Origin of the sequence: Streptomyces sp. DvalAA-43, from assembly GCF_900091725.1 — a bacterium.
GTDB classification, from domain to species: domain Bacteria; phylum Actinomycetota; class Actinomycetes; order Streptomycetales; family Streptomycetaceae; genus Streptomyces; species Streptomyces pulveraceus.
Genome location: NZ_FMBW01000043.1, coordinates 143,852 through 162,121, shown reverse-complemented (window position 1 = coordinate 162,121; position 18,270 = coordinate 143,852). Strand labels below are relative to the sequence as shown.

Sequence of the window (18,270 nt, the reverse complement as noted above, 5' to 3'; positions counted from 1 at the left end):
GGGGGCCGGCGGAGAAATCCGCCGGCCCCCTCGTCGTACCGGAATCCGTTCCCCTCAGCGGCCGTCGGCGGCCCCCTCGGCCCGGCCGAGTTCGAGCAGCAGCAGGGCGATCGATGTGCCACGCCGTCCGAGTGCGCCGTGGTAGCCGCGCAGCATCGCGTTCTCGCCCGTGAGGTCGGTCCGCGGGCCGCCCGCCTTCCGGCGCAGCTCTTCGAGCTCGTGCGCGGCCCTGGCGCGGGTGCGGATCAAGTGGATGAGCTCGGTGTCGAGTGCGCCGAGGCGCTCGCGCCCCCGGGCGATCCGGGTGTGCAGGGCCTCCGCGGCCCGGGTCCCGCTCATGACGGAGCCCCGTGGAGTTCCGGGAGGCGGACGAGCGCGTCGCCCCGCACGGTCGGCGGACCGTCGACGATCCGGACCGTCACCCCGAGCCTGGCCCGGCGCTCGGCGCCGTGCGGCCCGGCGGCCTCCTCGACGGCCTTGACCACCCCGGTGCAGCGCAGCCGCGCGTGCACCGGGGTGGGCGCCGAGAAGCGGACCCGGAAGGAGAGCAGGTCCCCGACCGGCACCCACGTGGTGAGCAGCCGCCCGAGCAGGGCCATCGACAGCATGCCGTGGGCGATCACGTCGTCCAGCCCGGCCGCCCGCGCGGCGTCGCTGTCGATGTGGATCGGGTTGTGGTCGCCGGAGGCCCCGGCGAACAGGGCCAGCAGCGTCCTGGTGATGTGCTGCTCGGGCAACTCCGGCAGCTCGGTGCCGACTTCGGCCGTGGACAGGCGGAACTCGGTCATGCGGACTCCTTGTCCGGCACGGGGCGGCGTACCGCGATCACCTGGTGCAGCTCGGCCACCGGTTCGCCCGCGGCGTCGGTGACGGAGGTGTCGCGCACGACGAACTCCAGCGCGCCGCCCTGCCGGGAGTACACATCGGTGATGACCGGGGCGAAGGTGAGCCGGTCGCCCGCGTGGACCGTGCGGTGGTAGGTGAACCCCTGTTCCACGTGCAGGACATGGGAGAGGTCGACGCCGATCGCGCTCAGCAGATCGGGGGCGGACTCGATGTCGAGGCCGAAGAGGAAGGTGGGCGGTACGGGCAGGTCCGGGTGCCCGGCGGCCCGCGCGGCGGCCGGATCGACGAACACGCCGCCGGTGGCCCCCAGGACCCGGCCGAAGAACTGGAGCCGTCCGCGCTCCACGGTCACCGTGACGGGTTCCGGGCCGGTCCCCACGGCGCTGCGGTCGATCACCGGGCCACCATCCGCCTGCTGTGCTCCCGTGCGGTGTGCAGCAGCTCCCGGTTGCGCACCAGCTTGCCGTTGGAGGTGCGCGGCAGACCCGTCCGGAAGTGGAACGCCTTCGGGATCTTGTGCGGGCTGAGCCGTTCCTTGCACCAGGCCAGCAACTCCGCCCTGGGCAGGGCCCGTTCCACCACCAGGTGGGCCTCGATGGCCTCGCCGTAGACGACCACCACCTCACTGACGGCGGGGTGCTCCGCCAGCACCGACTCCACCTCCGTCAGATCGACCTTGAGCCCGCCGATGGCCACCATGGTGTCCGTGCGCCCGGTGATCTCCAGCACGCCGGAACCGGCCCGCACCGTGCACCGGTCGCGGGTGTTCAGCCAGCCGTCCACGTATCGGTCGTCGGCGTCGGCGTGCAGGTACGGGTTGTCGGGCAGCCGGACCCGCAGGGTGCCGTCGACCACCTCGGTCCCCATGCCCGGGGCGGGCAGCCCCACCGCCGGCGGCGCGTCGCGCCCGGTCAGGTCGGTGGCGATGATGCCGGTCTCGGTCATGCCGTACGCCTGGCCGATCCGCACCCCGTACCGCTCCCGGAAACGGTCGTAGGTCTCGGCGGGCAGGATCTCCCCGCCGGACACGGCGAGCCGCAGATCCGGCAGCGCGGGAGGCGCCGCGACCCGGCCGAGCAGGTCGAAGTGGGCGGGGACGCCGAGCACGGCGTTCACCCGGTGCCCGGCCGCCACCCGCAGTAGCTCCTTCGGCCGCAGGCTGCCGACGAAATGCAGCTCGACACCCGCGGCGAGTGCGTGCAACACCCCGCCGACCAGGCCGAAGGAGTGGGCCAGCGAGCTGAGCAGCAGCACGCGTTCACCGGGGCCGGGCATGTCCGGCAGCAGCCCGAAGCGGACCACCTCGCCGCGCAGCGATGCACCGGTGCGCCCGATCACCTTGGGCAGGCCGGTGGAGCCGGAGCTGAACTGGAGCAGCCGGTGGGGGCCCTGCGCGGCCCGGCCGGCGGGCCGGCGTTCCACCACGACCTCGCACTCGTCCCGGAACGGGGTGAAGGGCTGCGCGGACGTGCCGGAGGTCAGCCGGAACTGCGGCTCGCACAGCTCCAGCAGCCGGGTGGTCTCGGCCGGGGTGAGCCGCGGGTCGAGCAGCATCACCTGCGCGCCCGCCGTCCACAGCGCGAACAGCGACCAGAGCAGGGTGAAGCTCGGCAGAACCTGGACGGCGACCGTGCTGCCCGCGGTGACGCCATGGGCCTCCAGGATCCCGCGGGCACGGGACACCCCGGCCCGCAGCGCCTCGCGGCTCACCTCGGTCTGCCCGTGCACGGCCCAGGTCCGGCCCTGGTGGTCACGGTTCGACAGCAGCGCGCCGAGCCATGTCTCGAAGTCCGTCTCGCCCGTCATCACACCTACCTCTCCTCGGATTCGGGCACGGCCCCCGGATACGGCCGGAGGCCGGGTCGTGCCGCGCGGGCCCCGGTCCTTCCCGTTCCGCACCGGGAAGGACCGGGGCCCGCCCCGGCCGTCCTACTTCTCGATGCAGAATTCGCCCACGGGCCAGCCGACGTGCCGCTTGTCCGTGGCGAGGTAGCCGAGCAGCTTGTCGCCGGGCTTCAGCTCGGTGCAGTTGAGCACGGCCGCACCGGGGCCCAGGACCCGTACGTGCCAGTCGTCCTGGAGGGCCAGGCTGACCTCGGTGCCGTCGTCGGCCTTCGCCCGTACGGTCAGCAGCGGGCGGGACTCCAGCTTCACCCGGCCCACGACGATCCGGCGGGTGCGGCCGTCCGCGGTGACCCCCAGCACGGTGCTGCCGGCCTTCAGCTCGCTGAGGTAGTTGGTGCGGTTGTCCGCGCCCATGACGTACGAGTGCAGGGCACCGGCGTTGACCCGGAACGGGCGGGTCGGCATGTACGGCAGCGGGTGGGTCTCGCTGACGCACAGCACGAAGCCGTGCGCGTACGAGCCGACCAGGATGCCCTCGTCCTTCTCGAAGTGCGTGCAGGTGTCGACGCAGACCCGGTCGCCGAGGCCGTTGTGCTCGATCGACTCGACCGTGAGCGTGGTCAGTTCGAGGTCCGGTGTGGTGGACCCGAGCAGGGCGGTCAGGCCGAAGATGTCGTTGGCGTCCTTGGGCGCGAGCAGCAGGCCGTCCGAGCCCTTCTCCAGGACGTCGACGATGATGCCGGCCTCCTCCAGGTCGCCCGCCTCGCAGATCAGCCGCCCGGCGCTCTTGTCCGCCGCCGCGATCACGATCTCCAACGGGATCTTGGTCGGGTCGCGGAACCTCACCACGGTGTACGCCAGCGCCTGGGCGGCGGCGCAGGCCACCTTGAGGGTGGCGTCGTCGATCACCTCGACGAAGGCGCCGGTGCCGTCCCCGGCGGTCAGCTTCAGCTTGTCCAGCTCCGCGGCGGACGCGATCCGGGTCAGCACGACGTCGGCGACGTCCCCCGCCTCCGGCGGGAGCACCGCGCCGGGCTCGGCGAGCAGCACCTTCTGGACCGTCGGCGGCAGCGTCGCGAGCGTGTCCAGACGGTCGTCGAGAACGCCCGCGAGCCGGGCGTGGACCGCGGCGTCGACGACGGCCTCGCGCTGTTCCGCAGCGGTGGTACGGAGGTCAACCCAGGCGAATTTCAACGAGATCATCCTTACTGCGCAGGTCCGGCGGTGTCCGCCGACGGTGGTGGGCCGGTGTCCGAGTGCCCGGCGGTACGAGGGGCCTTCCGGGGCTGGACTCTTCCAGCGGACACCCGCCCACGACAGGGTCGATAGGGCTGCTCGACCGGGCCCTGACCGGCGGGACGACACCCTGGCCGATCAGCCACCTCCATCGTGCTGCCGCCGCAGAACTCCCCGGACGCGGCACCGCACAACCGCCGTCCGACAGCCCCTGACCTGCGCCGACACACCCCGCCACCGGGTGGAGCGCCCTGGTCGGCCGCCCGATCGGGCAGGCCGTCCGAATCTTCTCGCCGTCCTGCGGCGCCGGAATGCTGGCCTGGCGCCGCGGAGCACCGCGACGCCCCGGCCCAGCAGCAGTCGCCCACCGAATCGAGGTCACCATGGTTGTTCCGGACGGCTGGTGGAGCCGGCACCGGGGCTACGCGGCCCGCATCATGTCCGCTCTCGACGCCGACCCCGACCGCACCGCCGTGCACTGGCGGGGACGGCCCGTCCCGGCGGGGGAGTTCGCCCGCACCGTCACCGGCGCCGCCCGCACCCTGATGGACCTGGGCGTGGGGCCCGGCCGCGTGGTCGCCATCCTGGTCGCGCCCAACAGCCCGGACATGCTCGCCGTACGCTACGCGGTCCATCTGCTCGGCGGCGCGGTCTGCTACCTGCGCTCCACCAACCCCGGAGACACGTCCCACGTACTGTCCGCCGAGGCCCAGCTGCGCATCCTGCTGGACACCTCCGCCACCGTGCTGTTCACCGACCAGGAGCACGCGGCGCGCGCCCTGCTCCTCGCCGACCGGGCGCGCGGCCGGATCGCCGTCACGGGTTCCGGTCTGCGCGAGGAGGGCGTCGTCCCGGCCGACACCGGGGCGCGGGCGGCGGTGGCCGCGGCCTGGGAGCCGGAGGCGCTGGCCCTGATCGCGTTCACCAGCGGCAGCACCGGGCGGCCCAAGGGCATCAGCCTGCCGGCCAGGGCCTGGGAGAGCGTGGTGTCGGCCACCGGCGCGTCGATCAGCGAAGGGGACCGGGCCAGGCTGCTGGTCACCACCCCGCTCAGCCACACCGTCGGACCGATGGCCGACGCGGTGCTCGCCGCGGGCGGCGCCGTCCACCTGCACGAGGAGCTGGACGCGGACACGGTGCTGCGGACCGTCGCCGAGCACCGGATCACCCGGACGTTCCTGGCCACCACCCATCTCTACCAACTCCTCGACCACACCCGGACCGAGGCCCCGGACCTCACCTCGCTGCGGCAGCTGATCTACAGCGGCAGCGCCGCCGCCCCGGCCCGGATCGCGGAGGCGAACAAGGTGTTCGGCCCGGTTCTGGTGCAGGGCTACGGCACCAGCGAGGGCGGCCGGATCACCCTGCTCGACCCCGGCGACCACCAGGACCCGAGCCTGCTGACCACGGTGGGCCGCCCGTTCCCCGAGGTGGAGGTCACCATCCACGACCCGGAGACCGAACGGGAACTGGCCGCCGGAACGGCGGGCGAGGTCTGGGTGCGTTCGCCGCACGTGATGGCCGGCTACTGGTCGGACCCCGCGCTCAGTGCCCGGGTGCTGCGCGACGGCTGGTACCGCACGGGCGACATCGGCCGCTTCGACGAGCGCGGCTACCTGCATCTGCTGGACCGGGCCGCGGACGTCGTCAAGACCGACGGCGTCAAGGTCTACCCGGCCGTCGTCGAACGCGAACTGCTGGCGGTGCCCGGGGTGGCGCAGGCCGCCGTGTACGGCGTCCGCGACCTGGACAACGTCGAGCATCTGCACGCCGCGATCGTGCCCCGGCCGGGTGCGCGGGTCGCCGTCGAGGACATCCGCTCGCGCATCGGCACGGCCCTGTCTCCCCTGCATGTGCCCGAGGAGGTCCTGCTGCTGGACGAACTGCCGCTGAACGCCTCGGGCAAGCCCGACAAACCGCGGCTGCGGTTGTGTGAATCCGTAACGACTCCCTACACGGAGAGTGAGTTGACCCGATGAACAAGCACCTGGACTTCTTCGCGCGCGAGATGGAGGAATTCGGCGCCCGGCGCCGGGAGTTCCTGGAGATCGGCCGGCGCGCCGGCCGGTTTCCGAGTGCCGTGGCGCGGCAGGGGCAGGACGGCGCCGACGTGGAGATCAGCGTCTGGTGCAGCAACGACTACCTGGGCATGGGCCAGAACCCGTTCGTCCTGGAGGCCATGAAGAACGCCGTCGACGCCTTCGGCGCCGGGTCCGGCGGTTCCCGCAACATCGGGGGCACCAACCACTACCACGTCCTGCTGGAGAACGAACTGGCGGCGCTCCACGGCAAGGAGGACGCGCTGATCTTCCCCTCCGGCTTCACGGCCAACGACGGCGCGCTGACCGTGCTGGCGGGCCGGGCGCCCGGCACCCTCGTCTTCTCCGACGAGCTGAACCACGCCTCGATCATCGACGGACTGCGCCACTCCGGGGCCGAGAAGCGGATCTTCCGCCACAACGACGTGGCGCACCTGGAGGAGCTGCTGGCCGCCGCGGACCCGGAGCGGCCCAAACTGATCGTGCTGGAGTCGGTGTACTCGATGTCCGGCGACGTCGCGCCGCTCGCCGAAATAGCCGGGCTGGCCCGCCGGTACCGGGCGACCACCTTCATCGACGAGGTGCACGCGGTCGGCATGTACGGCCCGCAGGGCGCGGGCATCGCCGCCCGCGAAGGCATCGCCGACGAGTTCACCGTGGTCATGGGCACCCTGGCCAAGGGCTTCGGCACCGCCGGCGGCTACATCGCCGGTCCCGCCGCGCTGATCGACGCCGTCCGCAACTTCTCCCGCGGCTTCATCTTCACCACCTCCATCCCGCCGGCCACCGCCGCGGGCGCCCTCGCGGCCGTCCAGCACCTGCGCTCCTCCGAGCGGGAGCGCACCCGGCTCGCGGCCAACGCCGGCCTGCTCCACCGCCTGCTCAAGGAGCGCGACATTCCCTTCGTCTCCGACCAGTCGCACATCGTGTCCGTCTTCGTCGGCGACGACGGCCTCTGCCGACAGGCCTCCGCCCTGCTGCTGGAGCGGCACGGGATCTACGTCCAGCCGATCAACGCGCCGAGCGTGCGGGCCGGCGAGGAGATCCTCCGGGTCGCCCCGTCCGCCACCCACACCGCGGGCGACGTGGAGAAGTTCGCCGAGGCGGTCGACGGCATCTGGCGGGACCTCGGCATACAGCGGGCGGGGGAGCGGGGCGGGCGCTGACCCGCTCCGCTCCACACATCGGCGCCGGCCGGGCGGGTCGTCCCCGCCCGGCCGGCGCCGACGCCATGCGCGGACCCGGCGGCGGTCGCCGGGCAACGATCGACGAACGGAGTCCTGATGTCCCTCTCGGTGGCGGCGGTCCTCGCCGAGTCCGCGGCACGGCGCCCGGACCATCCGGCGCTGATCCTCGGTGATCAAGAACTGACGTACCATCAACTCTGGTATGCGGCACGGCAGTACGCGACCGTACTGGCCGACCGGGGGATCGGTCCGGGCGACCGGGTCGCGCTGCTGCTGCCCAACACGGCTCACTTCCCGATGGCGTACTACGGCGCCCTGGCGATCGGGGCGGTCGTGGTGCCGGTCCACACCCTGCTCAAGGCCGACGAGATCGGGTACGTCCTGGGCGACTGCGGCGCCGATGTGCTGATCTGCGCCGGGCCCCTGCTGGAGGAGGGCCGCAAGGGCGCCGAGACGGCCGGAGTGCCGGTCCTCACCGTCCTGGACGAGGAAGGGCCGCGGGAGTCCCGGCTGGACGCACTCGCCGAACCGGCCGCCCCGCTCGCCCACTGCCTGCCACGCCGCCCCGAGGACCTCGCGGTGGTGCTCTACACCTCGGGCACCACCGGACGCCCCAAGGGCGCCATGCTCACCCATCTCAACGTCACGTTGAACATCGGCGTGACGATGCTCTCCCCGTTCGACTTCACGGCCGACGACGTCCTGCTCGCCGTCCTGCCGCTGTTCCACACCTTCGGCCAGATCTGCGGCATGGGCGTCTGCTTCCGCGCCGGCGCGACGATGGTGCTGACGCCCGGTTTCGACGCGGCGGAGACGCTCGACCTGATGGTGCGCCGCCGCTGCACGGTGTTCATGGGCGTTCCGACGATGTACATGGCCCTGCTCGACGCCGCCGCGCGCGACCCGCGCCGGCCCGCCCTGGACCGTGCGTTCTCGGGCGGATCGGCGCTTCCCGTGACGGTTCTGGAGGAGTTCCAGCGGACCTTCGGCTGCATCGTCTACGAAGGCTACGGGCTCACCGAGACCTCGCCCGTGGTCGCCTACAACCAGCGTGCCTGGCCGCCGCGCCCCGGCACCGTCGGCAAACCGGTCTGGGGCGTCGACGTGGAGATCGCCAGGGCGGACGTCGAGGGCCGGATCGAGTTGCTGCCGGCCGGGGAGGTCGGGGAGATCGTGATCCGCGGGCACAACGTGATGGCCGGCTACCTCAACCGGCCCGAGGCCACCGCCGAAGTGCTGGTGGACGGCTGGTTCCGCTCCGGCGACCTCGGCGTCAAGGACGCGGACGGCTACCTCGGTGTCGTGGACCGCAAGAAGGACATGGTGCTGCGCAACGGGTACAACGTGTACCCCCGCGAGATCGAGGAGGTGCTGATGCGCCATCCCGCCGTCGCCCAGGTCGCCGTCGTGGGCGTGCCGGACCCGCGCCATGGCGAGGAGGTCTGCGCCGTGGTCGTCGCCGGGCCGGGATCGTGCCCCGGCGCCGCCCTCGGGGCGCGGCTCGTCGACTGGAGCAGGGATCGGCTGGCGGCGTACAAGTACCCGCGCCGGGTGGAGTTCGTGGACGCACTGCCGCTCGGTCCCAGCGGCAAGGTCCTCAAGCGTGAACTGGCCGCCCGGTACGGCGGCTGAACCCGTGAACGCGCTGTCCCCGCCCTCGTTCCGGAACGAGGGCGGGGACAGCGCGTTCACGGGACCGGCGCTCGCCGGACGCCGCCTACCGGGCGACGGAGTGCTGGGCCCGTGCCTGGGCCCGTGCCTGCTCGGAGACCCACCCGTACGACGCCGTGACACCGTTCAGCGCGCCGTTGAACCGGGGCGCAACGAAGCGTGCGAACAGCTCGAAGCTGCGCTTCATCGCCTCCCGGTCCGCCCAGTCCAGGACGTTCACCAGCAGCCGGCCGAATCCGCCGGTCGCCTCCTGCACATCGCGCACCGCGTCGATGCACTCGTCGACCGAGCCGACGATCGTGCTGCGCCGGTCGATCAGCTCGGACAGGGCCTTGCGGGCCTCCGTCCGCGAGTGCACCGGCGGTGTGCCGAGCAGCGCCCAGTACTCGTTGCGATAGCGCATCCAGCCGTCGACGAGGTCGTCGAGCGCCTGCTCGCGGCTGTCCGCGACGTGCACCGACAGGGCGACCCGCCAGTCGGCCCGGTCGATCACGCGTCCGTGCTCGGCCGCCGAATCCACGGCGTGCTGCCACTGGGCGGCCAGGTCGTCGACGGAGGAGCCCGGCCGTGGCGGGACGCCGAAGGAGAGCGGGGCGGCGCCGTACTGCCCGGCCAGCCGCATGCCGAACGGGGAGACGGCGCTGGAGACCGCCAGCGGCAGACCGGCGGGTCCGCGCGGTCGCAACTGCAACCGGGCGTCGTGCAGTTCGAACCAGTCGGTGACCCGGGTCACCGGTTCGTCATCGGTGAGCAGCCGGTGGATCACGTCCAGCGACTCGGCGGTGCGGCGGCGGGTGTCCGCGGGGTCGATGCCCAGGAAGTGCATGTCGGACGGGATCGAGCCCGCGCCGACCCCGAGGGTGAAGCGCCCGCCGGTCAGATGATCGAGCTGCACGGCGCGCGAGGCGACCATGAACGGGTGGTGGTAGGGGAGGCTGACGACCCCGGTGCCGAGCCGGATGTGCCTGGTCCGCTCGGCTGCGGTGGCGATGAACAGCTCGGGCGAGGAGACCGTCCCCCAGCCGGCCGAGTGGTGTTCGCCGACCCAGAGCTCTTCGTAGCCCAACTGGTCCAGCCACTCGGCGAGTTCGAGGTCGCGCCAGAGGCTCAGCGCCGGGTCCTCGCCCAGCGGGTGGAGGGGCGACAGGAAGGCGCCGAAGCTGATTCTGTCCACGGGATGCTCCTTGGTGGGGTTGAGTGGTCCGGGCATCAGAAGGTGGGCCGCTGCCCGTTCGCCGGGCAGAGCGCGACCAGCGGGGCCATCCAGCCGTACCCGTCCGGCAGCGGGGCGGCGGGGGGCGGGCTCTGCGCGGGCCCGTCGGCGTCCGTGGCGCGGCGGAGCAGCAGTGCGACGACGGCGTCCCCGTCCGGCAACGGGCCCAGGGGGTACGCCCCGTCCAGGTGGTCGCGCACCCAGCCGACGCGCTCGGCGGCCGCGACGTCGACGCCGATCAGCAGCACCTGGTCGAGCCAGTCGTCCTCCAGCACGACCCCGGCCAGCTCCAGTGCCTCCGGGGCGAGTTCCCCGCCGTCCGAGACACAGCTGACCGGGCCGGTGATGCCGTACCGCTTGCTGAGGTGGCCGAGCACCGAGGTCGTCACCGACTGGAAGAACAGCAGCGGGCTGTGCACCTGCCCGGCGACCATGCGCCGGGTCGCGGTGTCCGTCGTGGTGATGTCCCCGCAGGCGGTGGCGAGCACGATCGCGGTCCGCTCGCCGCGGCCCGCCACCGGGCCGGAGCCGTCCTCCGGTCCGCCCAGGCAGTCGTCCACGGCCGCGGCGACCAGCGGACTGAACCGCGAGGTCACGAAGCCGGGGACGTTGGGCAGCGGGACCGGCGCCGCACCGGGCAGGCCGTCGGCGGCCTCCCCCCAGGGCGCCCGGCAGGCCCCGGCCACGACGGCCAACGGCTGTTCGAGCGGCATCGTCATCTGGTTCCTCCCGTGGAGCGGTGACGGAGCGGGCGCCGACGGCCGGGCATGGTGTTCACACCCGTTTCCGTGCGCGTGCGGCGTTCGGTCATGGTGCTCACACCCGCTTCAGTACGAGCGCGGCATTGACCCCGCCGAAGGCGGCGTTGAGCGAGAGCGCGTGGGTGACCTCGGCGGGCCGGGCCCGGTTCGGGATGTAGTCCAGGTCGCAGGCGGGGTCCGGCTCCTGGTAGCCGATCGTGGGCGGCAGCACGCCGTCGCGCAGCGCGAGGAGTGTGATCACCGCTTCCACGGCACCGGTGGCCTCCAGCATGTGACCGGTGCTGCTCTTGGTCGAGCTGACCGGTACGTCGGGCGCGTGCCCGCCGAAGACGCTGTGCAGCGCGGCCGTCTCCGCCACGTCGTTGAGCGGGGTGCCCGTACCGTGCGCGTTGACGTAGCCGATGTCCTGTGGCGCCAGCCCCGCCCGGCGGAGCGCGGCGGACGCGGCCCGCGCCAGGCCCTCGCCCCGCGGATGCGGTTTGACCACGTGGTACGCGTCGGCCGCCAGGCCCCAGCCGACCAACTCGGCCAGTACCTGGGCGCCCCGGGCCCGCGCCCGTTCGGCGGACTCCAGAACCAGCACGGCGGCGCCGTCGCCCTGGAGCAGGCCGGCCCGGCCCGCGGCGAACGGTCGTACCACGCCCTCCTTGCTGAGCGCCCGGCCGGAGTCGAACTTGGCGAAGACGTCCTCGGTGACCAGATACGCGCCGCCGCAGACCACGGTGTCGGCCGAGCCCCGCCGGATCAGCTCGGCGCCGTGGGCGATGCTGTTGGTCGAGGCGACGCAGGCGTTGACGAAGGCCAGGCGCGGGAAGCCCAGGCCGAAGTCCTCGCCGATCCGCCGGGGCAGTGCCGCGGGCAGGCTGTCCAGGACGCGCGGGTCGGTGCTGTCGCGGCCCTCGGCCCGGTCCGTCCAGAACGTCCGGGCCGCCGAGTGGTCGCCATTGGTGCCCAGCAGGACGGGGGCGCCGAGGGCGTCGGTGCCCGCGACCCGGAGCGCCTCGGCGGTGCAGGCGTGCAGTACCTCGGCCTGGGTCGGTGTGTAGCCGGGCTTGACCACGACCCCCGGGATCTCCGGCCCGGCGCCCTCGAAGGTGGCGGCCCGGTCGGCGCGGAAGGGCGTCGGGTCGAAGCGGGTGACGGGGACGAAGCCGGGCCTGCCCCCGAAGACGCCGTGGCGCAGGGCGTCGGCGCCGAATCCGAAGGCCGTCAGGACTCCGTAGCCGGTGATCGCCACCTCATGAGGCACGGCCGGCCTCCTCCCGGCCGCTTCCGGCGGGCAGCAGCCGGAGCACATTGCGGTGCAGCGCGCCGACGGAGTCGCTCGCGCCCAGCCGTTCCTCTTCCTCCTCCGGGACGACGACTCCGTGGCGTTCGTCCAGCAGATGGATCAGCCAGGTGAACGCCAGTGAGTCGAGAACCAGTTCGGTGCCGCTGTCCCACTCGCCGAGGGACAGGCCGCTGTCCTCCAGGAGTCGGACGATCTCCGTCTCCGTGATCACCGGGCCACACTTCCCGCCGTCGCCGCGCGCCGGTCGACCACGGTCCGCACGAAGGCGCGGAGGTCCGGGACGAGGGCGGGGTCGAGCTCCTCCTCGGGTAGCTCGATGCCGTACCGGCCCTCCAGCTGGAGCACCAGCTCGATCGTGGCGAGCGACTCCAGGCCCAGGCCCTCTTCGCCGAGCGGCAGGTCGTCCCCGACCTCCGCGGGCAGCGGCAGGTTGATCACGTCCCTGATCACGGTCAGGATGAACTCACGGGTCTCTTCATACATGGGGTGTCTCCGTCGGTGGTTGTCCGAGGCGGTGGGCCGGATTCCGCGCGAGGCCCATGCCCTGTCCGGTCAGCGGACCGGTACGGGCCGGGCCGGGTCGAGCGGGTCCGCGGGCAGGGTGTCGTGCCCGGCAGCGGCCGGGGCCCGGTGGACCACGGCCGAGAGCGCGCGGATCACGCGGGCGGGCGAGCTGCTCTCGAAGAAGGTGCGGCCGATGGCGAGCCCGGCGCAGCCGGCCGCCATCACCCCGGTGGCGTACGCGACCGGATCGACACCGGGATTGCTCGGACCGCCTGCCGCCAGGACCGGTATCGGGCAGCTCTCCACGACGTCCGCCATCCGCTCCAGCGGCACCGCCCAGGTCGTCTTCACCAGGTCGGCGCCGAGGTCGGCGGCCACGTTGACGACATGGGAGAGCAGCGCCGGGTCGTGCGGATCGGTGATCCGCGGCCCCCGGGGATACACCATGGCCAGCAGCGGTACGTTCCAGCGCCGGCAGGCGTCGGCCACCGAACCGAGGTCGGCCAGCTGACGGCTCTCGGTCTCGGAACCGATGTTCACCTGCACGCTCACCGCGTCGGCGCCCAGCCGTACGGCCTCCTCGACATCGCCGACCAGCACCTTGGCGTCCGCGTCGCGGGCGTGTGCCGTGCTGGCGCTCAGGTGCACGACCAGGGAGCAGTTCCGCAGCAGGCCCGCCTCGATGCCCGCCGCTCGCCCCTTGTGCACCACGACGGCGTCGGCGCCGCCCTCCACGGCGGTGCGGACGAGTCCGTTGAAGCGCGCGGCGGGGACGATGGGGCCGTCGGCCACCGAGTGGTCCATGGGGACGAAGAGGAATCGTTCGTCGCGGTGCCGGGACAGCCGCGCCAGGCGGACCGCCGTCCCTCCGGAACTTGGTCTCATGATCCACCCTTCAGCACAGGAAGTTGACGTTCGCGGGTCGAGTCTCGCCCGGTGCGCCGGTGCCGTTACCCCTCGAACGGACTGCTCCTGCGACTGCACCCGGCGGCTCTCATCGAGGTACCCGTCCGGTCAGGCCGTACCGGCCCGTCGCGCCGCCGCTCGGCCTGCTCGTCCGCCGCTGTTCCGGCGGTGCGCGCGGTGGAACGCTCGGGGGAGACCGTCCGGTCGGTGACGGTGTCGGTACCCGGACAGGGAGAGGCGGCCGGATGGCGGCGGGGGCGCGGGCGGAGACGGACGGAACACGGAATCCCTGGCTCCGGCGGGTGCCCGGCCAGGGTGCGGCGGGGCGGGTCCGGCTGGTCTGCCTGCCGTACGCGGGCGGCGGCGCCGGGGTCTACCGCGACTGGCTGAACGCCGGACCGGAGATGGGGGTGGAGGTCCTCGCCGTGCGGCCACCCGGACGTGAACAGCGGTTCGGGGAGGTCCCGTTCGACGACGCCAGGTCGCTGGCCGCACGCCTCGCCACCGTCCTGGAGCCGTATCTGGACGTTCCGTACGCCCTCTACGGCCACAGCGTGGGCAGCGTCGTCGGTCTCGCCCTGGCGCACGAACTGGCGCGCTCGCCCCGGTCGCGGCAGCCGCTCGGGCTCTTCGTCGGGGCCGGCGTCGCGCCGGCCTCGCTGCGTCCGCGGCCGGAGTGGAGCGGTTCGGACGCCGAGCTGACCGAGTGGCTGCGGCGGACCGGCGGCACGCCGCGGAGTGTGCTGGCCCGGCCGGGGCTGGTGGCGCGGGTGCTCCCGGCGCTGCGGGCCGACCTGGCCATGGCGGCCGGATACCGCAGGCGGCCGGGCGAGCGGCTGACCGTGCCGATCAGGGGTTTCGCGGGGGCCGCCGACCCCATGGCCTCCGCGGCGGCGATGACCGGCTGGGGTGCGGAGACCACGGGCCGGTTCCACCTCTCGCAGGTGCCCGGCGGCCACTTCTTCCTGGCGGAATCGGGCCGACAGGTGCTCGCCGGGATCGCGGAGCAGCTGCTCGCCGAGGCCTGACGCGAGCCTGACGGGAGGCTGCCGGGGGACACCCGGATCGCTCTATCCAACACCTGTTGCACAGATGACAGCTGTTGTGGAACCATGGCGATCCAGGGCAAGGTCCACAAGGAAGGCCAGTTGTGAAAGCGAACAAGGCTCCGGTCGAGGCCGTCGGCTCCGACCGTGTGACTCCAGAACTCTGGTGGCTGAGCGGCATCATGGCCTTAGGCGGCTTCGCCAGCCTGCTGGACGCGACCATCATCAACGTCGCCATCGGGCCGCTCGCCAAGGTGTTCGACTCCGACCTCGCCACCGTCCAATGGGTGGTGACGGGCTATCTGCTCGCCATCACCGCGGCGATCCCGATGAGCGGCTGGGCCACGGCCCGGTTCGGCGCGAAGCAGACGGTCATCTTCTCGCAGGTCGTCTTCCTGCTCGGCTCGCTGCTCTCCGGACTGGCCTGGTCCGCGCCCACCCTGATCATCTTCCGGGTGATCCAGGGCATCGGCGGCGGCCTGGCGGTCCCGGTGGGCCAGGCGCTGCTGGCCCAGGCGGCGGGGCCCAAACGGCTCGGCAGGCTGATGTCCATCGTCACCATCCCCGCCCTGTTCGCCCCGCTGATCGGCCCCTCGCTCGGCGGCGTCCTCATCGATCACCTCAGCTGGCGCTGGATCTTCTTCATCAACATCCCGTTCTGCGTCGTGACCATCGCGCTGGTGCTCGCCAAGGTGAAGAACGTCGTCGCACCCTCGGCCGGCGCCCGGCTCGACCTGACCGGCCTGGTGCTGCTGCTGCCCGGTCTGGCGCTGCTCGTCTACGGACTCTCCGAGGCCGGCTCGGCCGGCGGCTTCGGATCCGGCAAGGTGATCGGCGGCCTGCTGGTCGGCGCGGTGCTGCTGCTCGCCTTCGGGGTGCGGGCGCTGCGCATCCGTACGGAGGGCCTGCTGGATCTGCGGCTCTTCAAGGTCGCCAACTTCAGGTCCGGCACCCTGGCCGGTTTCCTGATGAGCATGGCGATGTACGGCGTGCTGATCCCGCTGCCGATGTACTACCAGGTCGTGCGGGGCACCAGTGTGCTGAACTCCGCGCTGCTGCTCCTCCCGCAGAGCCTGGGCTATCTGCTGGCGATCGTCCTGATGAACGCGCTCACCGCCAAGCTGGGTGTCCGGAACCTCACCATCATCGGCATCGTGCTGGCCCTGGTCGGCACCGTGCCGTACGCGCTCATCGACGCCCATCCGAATCAGCTGCTCCTCGGCGCCACCCTGGTGGTCCGCGGGTTCGGCCTCGGCGCGTCGATGATGCCGACCATGACGATCGCCTTCGCGAGCGTGCCGAAGGAGACCGCGCCGAGCGCGACCAGCGCGTTCAACGTCTTCCAGCGGGTCGGCGCCTCCCTGGGCACCACCGTCCTCGCCGTCGTGCTCCAGCAGCAGCTCAAGGACAAGCTGCCCGTCGGCGTGCACTCCCTCGGCCAGGTGGAACCCGGCGGAACGGTCGCCCGCGGCCTGGCCGAATCCTTCGGCGCTCCGTTCTGGTGGGCGATGATCTTCACCGCCCTCGCCCTGCTCCCGGCCTTCTTCCTGCCGGGACGACGACCGGCCGCCGACACCTCCGCGGGCGGTGCGTCCGATGTCCCGCCCGCACGGGAGAGCGAGACCGCGATCCTGACCGACTGACCGACTGGCCGACCCCGGCCGTCCCATGAACTGCCGTCGGCGCACGGGCCCGTGCGCCGACGGCGTCGGCATGCCCTCCCCCCCCGTATGTCCCCGACCATGCTCCGGCGGACCAAGAACGATTCAATTCGTCGACTTCGCGCCATATTCGCCTGGCTGCCGCTCGGACACGGTTTCGATTGCGAAGATGGAGACGGGACAGCGTGGGGTTCGAGTGGGACGAGTGACACGATTCCTGTGGAATGCTCGGCCGCCGGCCCCTCACGTTCGTTATGGGGGGCGAAGAATGTGCGATTTCCGGGTTCTCGGGGCGCTGGAGATACTCGATGGATCGACATGGAAGTCCGTGGGAGGACCGAAAGTCCGGATACTTCTTGCCGTGCTGCTCGCCGCCGGAGGCCGGACCATCTCCATCGACCGGCTGGTCGAAGAGCTCTGGAGCCCCGGTTCGCATCCACAACGGGACCAGCGCAATCTGGTCCAGCAGTACGTGATGCGGCTGCGCCGCCGGCTCGGTGACCGGGACCGCACGATGCTGGTCACCAAGGCCCCCGGCTACCGGCTGGTCTTCGACCCGGAACGGCTGGACGCCCACCGTTTCGAGGCCCTGCACGCCGAGGGGCAGGGACTGTTCGCCGCGGGCGCCCACGACAAGGCGTTCACCGTGCTCGGCGGCGCCCTCGATCTCTGGCGCGGCCCCGCCATGGAGGACGTCCCGGTCTCGCCCACCATCCGCACCGCGGCCGAACGCCTCGAAGAGGCCCGCCTCGCCGCCGCGGAATTACGCATCGAGGCCAGCCACCGCATCGGCGGCCACCTCGCCACCCTCGCGGAACTCCGCGCCCTGCGCGACAGCAATCCGCTCCGGGAAGGGCTCTGGGAGAAAGAGATGACCGCACTTCTCGAATCCGGCCGCCGCGCCGAGGCCCTCGACGTCTACCAGCGCGCACGCCGGGTGTTCCAGGACGAACTCGGCCTCGAACCCGGCACCGCCCTGCGCGATCTCCAGCAGCTCATCCTCACCGGCGGCGGTGCCAGGAGCGGCCGGTTCTGAATTCCCTCCCGGCCGGTCCCGCCCCGCGGTCGCCGTCCACCGGCACCTCCCTACGGCAGCAGCCCCGCGCGCCGGGCCGCCACCACCGCCTCCAGCCGGGTGTGCGCCCCCAGCTTGCGCATCGCCGAGCGCAGATAGCCCTTCACCGTCTCCGGCCGCAGCCCGAGCCGCTCCGCCGCCACCGCGTTGGTCGTCCCCGCCGCCACGCAGGCCAGCACGTCCAACTCGCGCGGTGCCAGCTTCACGTCGCAGGGCTGCGGCGTACGGGCCCCGGCCGCCGAGGCGAGACGCCCGCACACCGCGAGCAGCTCGTCGCGCAGCGCCGGATCGATCACCTTCGGGACCAGCGCCCGCAGCTCGCGATGGGCCTCACGGACGTCCTCCCACGCCTCCGGGGCCGCCCTCGGGTCCGTGACCTGCTCCCGGGTCACCGCCAGCAACTGCTGCACCTCGTCCCGCACCACCAGGGCCTGCTCCACATCGCGGGCGGCGGCGACCGCCGCGTCGAACGTACGGTCCCCGAGAGTGATCGGCGCCCGCAGCGCCCCGTACAGCACCCCGCGTACCTTGCGCCGCACCACGACGGGGACCGCGACCACCGAGCGCAGGCCCTCCGCCGCGACCGCCAGGTCGTACTCGTGGCTGATGTGGCGCGAGGAGTGGTAGTCGGTCACCGCACACGGCCGGGACAGGGCGATCGACTTGCCGCCGAGCCCGCTGCCCGCCGAGATGACGAGCCCGCGCAGGGCGGAGGTCTGCGCCCCGTTCAGCTCGGCGATCCGGGCGTGACGGGCGTCCGAGAGGAGCCCGCCGAACGCCACCGGCAGCCCGCTGGTCCGGCGCAGCCGCAGCAGCGCCTTCTGCATCTCGACCGCATCGACGGATTCCGGCACCCTGTCGCCTCCCTGCCCGGGTCGAGGAGGGGGCCAGGGCCTTCCGTGCGGATCAGGCCGGATCCGGACGGAAGACCCTCGGCCACCCTCGCTGCACCCCCGTTCGGGGGTGGTGAGACCTGGGTCACTGTTTAC

18 protein-coding genes are annotated in these 18,270 nt (G+C 72.6%); 6 read left to right on the top strand and 12 right to left on the bottom strand.

Features of this window, described 5'->3' with window-relative positions; translation table 11 throughout:
* Positions 1–54: 54 nt before the first annotated feature.
* From GA0115234_RS15465 to GA0115234_RS15445, 5 genes are all read right to left on the bottom strand, one after another.
* Complete coding sequence (locus GA0115234_RS15465; RefSeq protein ID WP_237541393.1) at positions 55–339, bottom strand: chorismate mutase; 285 nt, start codon at positions 337–339, stop codon at positions 55–57.
* A complete protein-coding gene (locus GA0115234_RS15460) occupies positions 336–788 on the bottom strand; it encodes a MaoC/PaaZ C-terminal domain-containing protein (RefSeq protein WP_093541964.1) in 453 nt (150 codons plus the stop codon). The genes GA0115234_RS15465 and GA0115234_RS15460 overlap by 4 nt, the downstream gene beginning before the upstream one ends.
* The gene (locus GA0115234_RS15455; RefSeq protein WP_093541962.1) at positions 785–1,243 is read right to left on the bottom strand and encodes a MaoC family dehydratase N-terminal domain-containing protein; all 459 of its coding nucleotides are present in this window, start codon (positions 1,241–1,243) and stop codon (positions 785–787) included. The genes GA0115234_RS15460 and GA0115234_RS15455 overlap by 4 nt, the downstream gene beginning before the upstream one ends.
* The gene (locus tag GA0115234_RS15450; protein WP_093541960.1) at positions 1,240–2,652 is read right to left on the bottom strand and encodes a class I adenylate-forming enzyme family protein; all 1,413 of its coding nucleotides are present in this window, start codon (positions 2,650–2,652) and stop codon (positions 1,240–1,242) included. Before GA0115234_RS15450 ends, GA0115234_RS15455 begins: the two co-directional genes overlap by 4 nt.
* Positions 2,653–2,775: 123 nt before the next feature.
* Complete coding sequence (locus GA0115234_RS15445; protein WP_093541958.1) at positions 2,776–3,885, bottom strand: 3-dehydroquinate synthase II family protein; 1,110 nt, start codon at positions 3,883–3,885, stop codon at positions 2,776–2,778.
* 425 nt (positions 3,886–4,310) lie between these two features.
* On the opposite strand from GA0115234_RS15445, the gene GA0115234_RS15440 reads away from it, so the two are divergent.
* The 3 genes from GA0115234_RS15440 to GA0115234_RS15430 all read left to right on the top strand — a co-directional run bounded on the left by GA0115234_RS15440 (position 4,311) and on the right by GA0115234_RS15430 (position 8,785).
* Entirely contained in the window at positions 4,311–5,906 is a 1,596-nt protein-coding gene (locus GA0115234_RS15440) for a class I adenylate-forming enzyme family protein (RefSeq protein ID WP_093541956.1), read from the top strand.
* Positions 5,903–7,132, top strand: a complete 1,230-nt coding sequence (gene hemA, locus GA0115234_RS15435; RefSeq protein ID WP_093541954.1) for a 5-aminolevulinate synthase — start codon at positions 5,903–5,905, stop codon at positions 7,130–7,132. The genes GA0115234_RS15440 and hemA overlap by 4 nt, the downstream gene beginning before the upstream one ends.
* Positions 7,133–7,249: 117 nt before the next feature.
* Entirely contained in the window at positions 7,250–8,785 is a 1,536-nt protein-coding gene (locus GA0115234_RS15430; protein WP_093541952.1) for a long-chain-fatty-acid--CoA ligase, read from the top strand.
* Between the two features lie 85 nt (positions 8,786–8,870).
* Here GA0115234_RS15430 and GA0115234_RS15425 read toward each other — a convergent pair whose 3' ends face one another.
* The 6 genes from GA0115234_RS15425 to GA0115234_RS15400 form a co-directional block, all read right to left on the bottom strand.
* Positions 8,871–9,998, bottom strand: a complete 1,128-nt coding sequence (locus GA0115234_RS15425; RefSeq protein WP_093541951.1) for an LLM class flavin-dependent oxidoreductase — start codon at positions 9,996–9,998, stop codon at positions 8,871–8,873.
* A 35-nt stretch (positions 9,999–10,033) separates the two neighbouring features.
* A complete protein-coding gene (locus GA0115234_RS15420; protein WP_093541950.1) occupies positions 10,034–10,756 on the bottom strand; it encodes a ketosynthase in 723 nt (240 codons plus the stop codon).
* Between the two features lie 97 nt (positions 10,757–10,853).
* Positions 10,854–12,047, bottom strand: coding sequence for a beta-ketoacyl-[acyl-carrier-protein] synthase family protein (locus GA0115234_RS15415; protein WP_093541949.1), 1,194 nt, complete (start codon positions 12,045–12,047; stop codon positions 10,854–10,856).
* The gene (locus GA0115234_RS15410; RefSeq protein ID WP_093541948.1) at positions 12,037–12,300 is read right to left on the bottom strand and encodes a hypothetical protein; all 264 of its coding nucleotides are present in this window, start codon (positions 12,298–12,300) and stop codon (positions 12,037–12,039) included. Before GA0115234_RS15410 ends, GA0115234_RS15415 begins: the two co-directional genes overlap by 11 nt.
* A complete protein-coding gene (locus GA0115234_RS15405) occupies positions 12,297–12,572 on the bottom strand; it encodes an acyl carrier protein (protein WP_093541946.1) in 276 nt (91 codons plus the stop codon). The genes GA0115234_RS15410 and GA0115234_RS15405 overlap by 4 nt, the downstream gene beginning before the upstream one ends.
* A 69-nt stretch (positions 12,573–12,641) precedes the next feature.
* Positions 12,642–13,478, bottom strand: coding sequence for a 2-amino-3,7-dideoxy-D-threo-hept-6-ulosonate synthase (locus tag GA0115234_RS15400; RefSeq protein ID WP_093541944.1), 837 nt, complete (start codon positions 13,476–13,478; stop codon positions 12,642–12,644).
* 266 nt (positions 13,479–13,744) lie between these two features.
* Here GA0115234_RS15400 and GA0115234_RS15395 point away from each other — a divergent pair, with 266 nt between their 5' ends.
* From GA0115234_RS15395 to GA0115234_RS15385, 3 genes are all read left to right on the top strand, one after another.
* A complete protein-coding gene (locus GA0115234_RS15395) occupies positions 13,745–14,527 on the top strand; it encodes a thioesterase II family protein (RefSeq protein ID WP_093541942.1) in 783 nt (260 codons plus the stop codon).
* Positions 14,528–14,649: 122 nt separating this feature from the next.
* The gene (locus GA0115234_RS15390; RefSeq protein ID WP_256088726.1) at positions 14,650–16,188 is read left to right on the top strand and encodes an MDR family MFS transporter; all 1,539 of its coding nucleotides are present in this window, start codon (positions 14,650–14,652) and stop codon (positions 16,186–16,188) included.
* A 25-nt stretch (positions 16,189–16,213) separates the two neighbouring features.
* Positions 16,214–17,242: a BTAD domain-containing putative transcriptional regulator gene (locus GA0115234_RS15385; RefSeq protein WP_093541940.1), complete on the top strand. Its 1,029-nt coding sequence runs from the start codon at positions 16,214–16,216 to the stop codon at positions 17,240–17,242.
* A gap of 50 nt (positions 17,243–17,292) precedes the next feature.
* On the opposite strand, the gene GA0115234_RS15380 is transcribed toward GA0115234_RS15385, so the two are convergent.
* Positions 17,293–18,135: a response regulator transcription factor gene (locus tag GA0115234_RS15380; protein WP_093541938.1), complete on the bottom strand. Its 843-nt coding sequence runs from the start codon at positions 18,133–18,135 to the stop codon at positions 17,293–17,295.
* Positions 18,136–18,270 lie beyond the last annotated feature (135 nt).

Coding starts and splice junctions, on each gene's coding strand:
- GA0115234_RS15465 (WP_237541393.1), bottom strand. CDS start 339: ATGAGCGGGACCCGGGCCGCGGAGGCCCTGCACACCCGGATCGCCCGG.
- GA0115234_RS15460 (WP_093541964.1), bottom strand. CDS start 788: ATGACCGAGTTCCGCCTGTCCACGGCCGAAGTCGGCACCGAGCTGCCG.
- GA0115234_RS15450 (WP_093541960.1), bottom strand. CDS start 2,652: ATGACGGGCGAGACGGACTTCGAGACATGGCTCGGCGCGCTGCTGTCG.
- GA0115234_RS15440 (WP_093541956.1), top strand. CDS start 4,311: ATGGTTGTTCCGGACGGCTGGTGGAGCCGGCACCGGGGCTACGCGGCC.
- hemA (WP_093541954.1), top strand. CDS start 5,903: ATGAACAAGCACCTGGACTTCTTCGCGCGCGAGATGGAGGAATTCGGC.
- GA0115234_RS15430 (WP_093541952.1), top strand. CDS start 7,250: ATGTCCCTCTCGGTGGCGGCGGTCCTCGCCGAGTCCGCGGCACGGCGC.
- GA0115234_RS15420 (WP_093541950.1), bottom strand. CDS start 10,756: ATGACGATGCCGCTCGAACAGCCGTTGGCCGTCGTGGCCGGGGCCTGC.
- GA0115234_RS15405 (WP_093541946.1), bottom strand. CDS start 12,572: ATGTATGAAGAGACCCGTGAGTTCATCCTGACCGTGATCAGGGACGTG.
- GA0115234_RS15400 (WP_093541944.1), bottom strand. CDS start 13,478: ATGAGACCAAGTTCCGGAGGGACGGCGGTCCGCCTGGCGCGGCTGTCC.
- GA0115234_RS15395 (WP_093541942.1), top strand. CDS start 13,745: ATGGCGGCGGGGGCGCGGGCGGAGACGGACGGAACACGGAATCCCTGG.
- GA0115234_RS15385 (WP_093541940.1), top strand. CDS start 16,214: ATGAACTGCCGTCGGCGCACGGGCCCGTGCGCCGACGGCGTCGGCATG.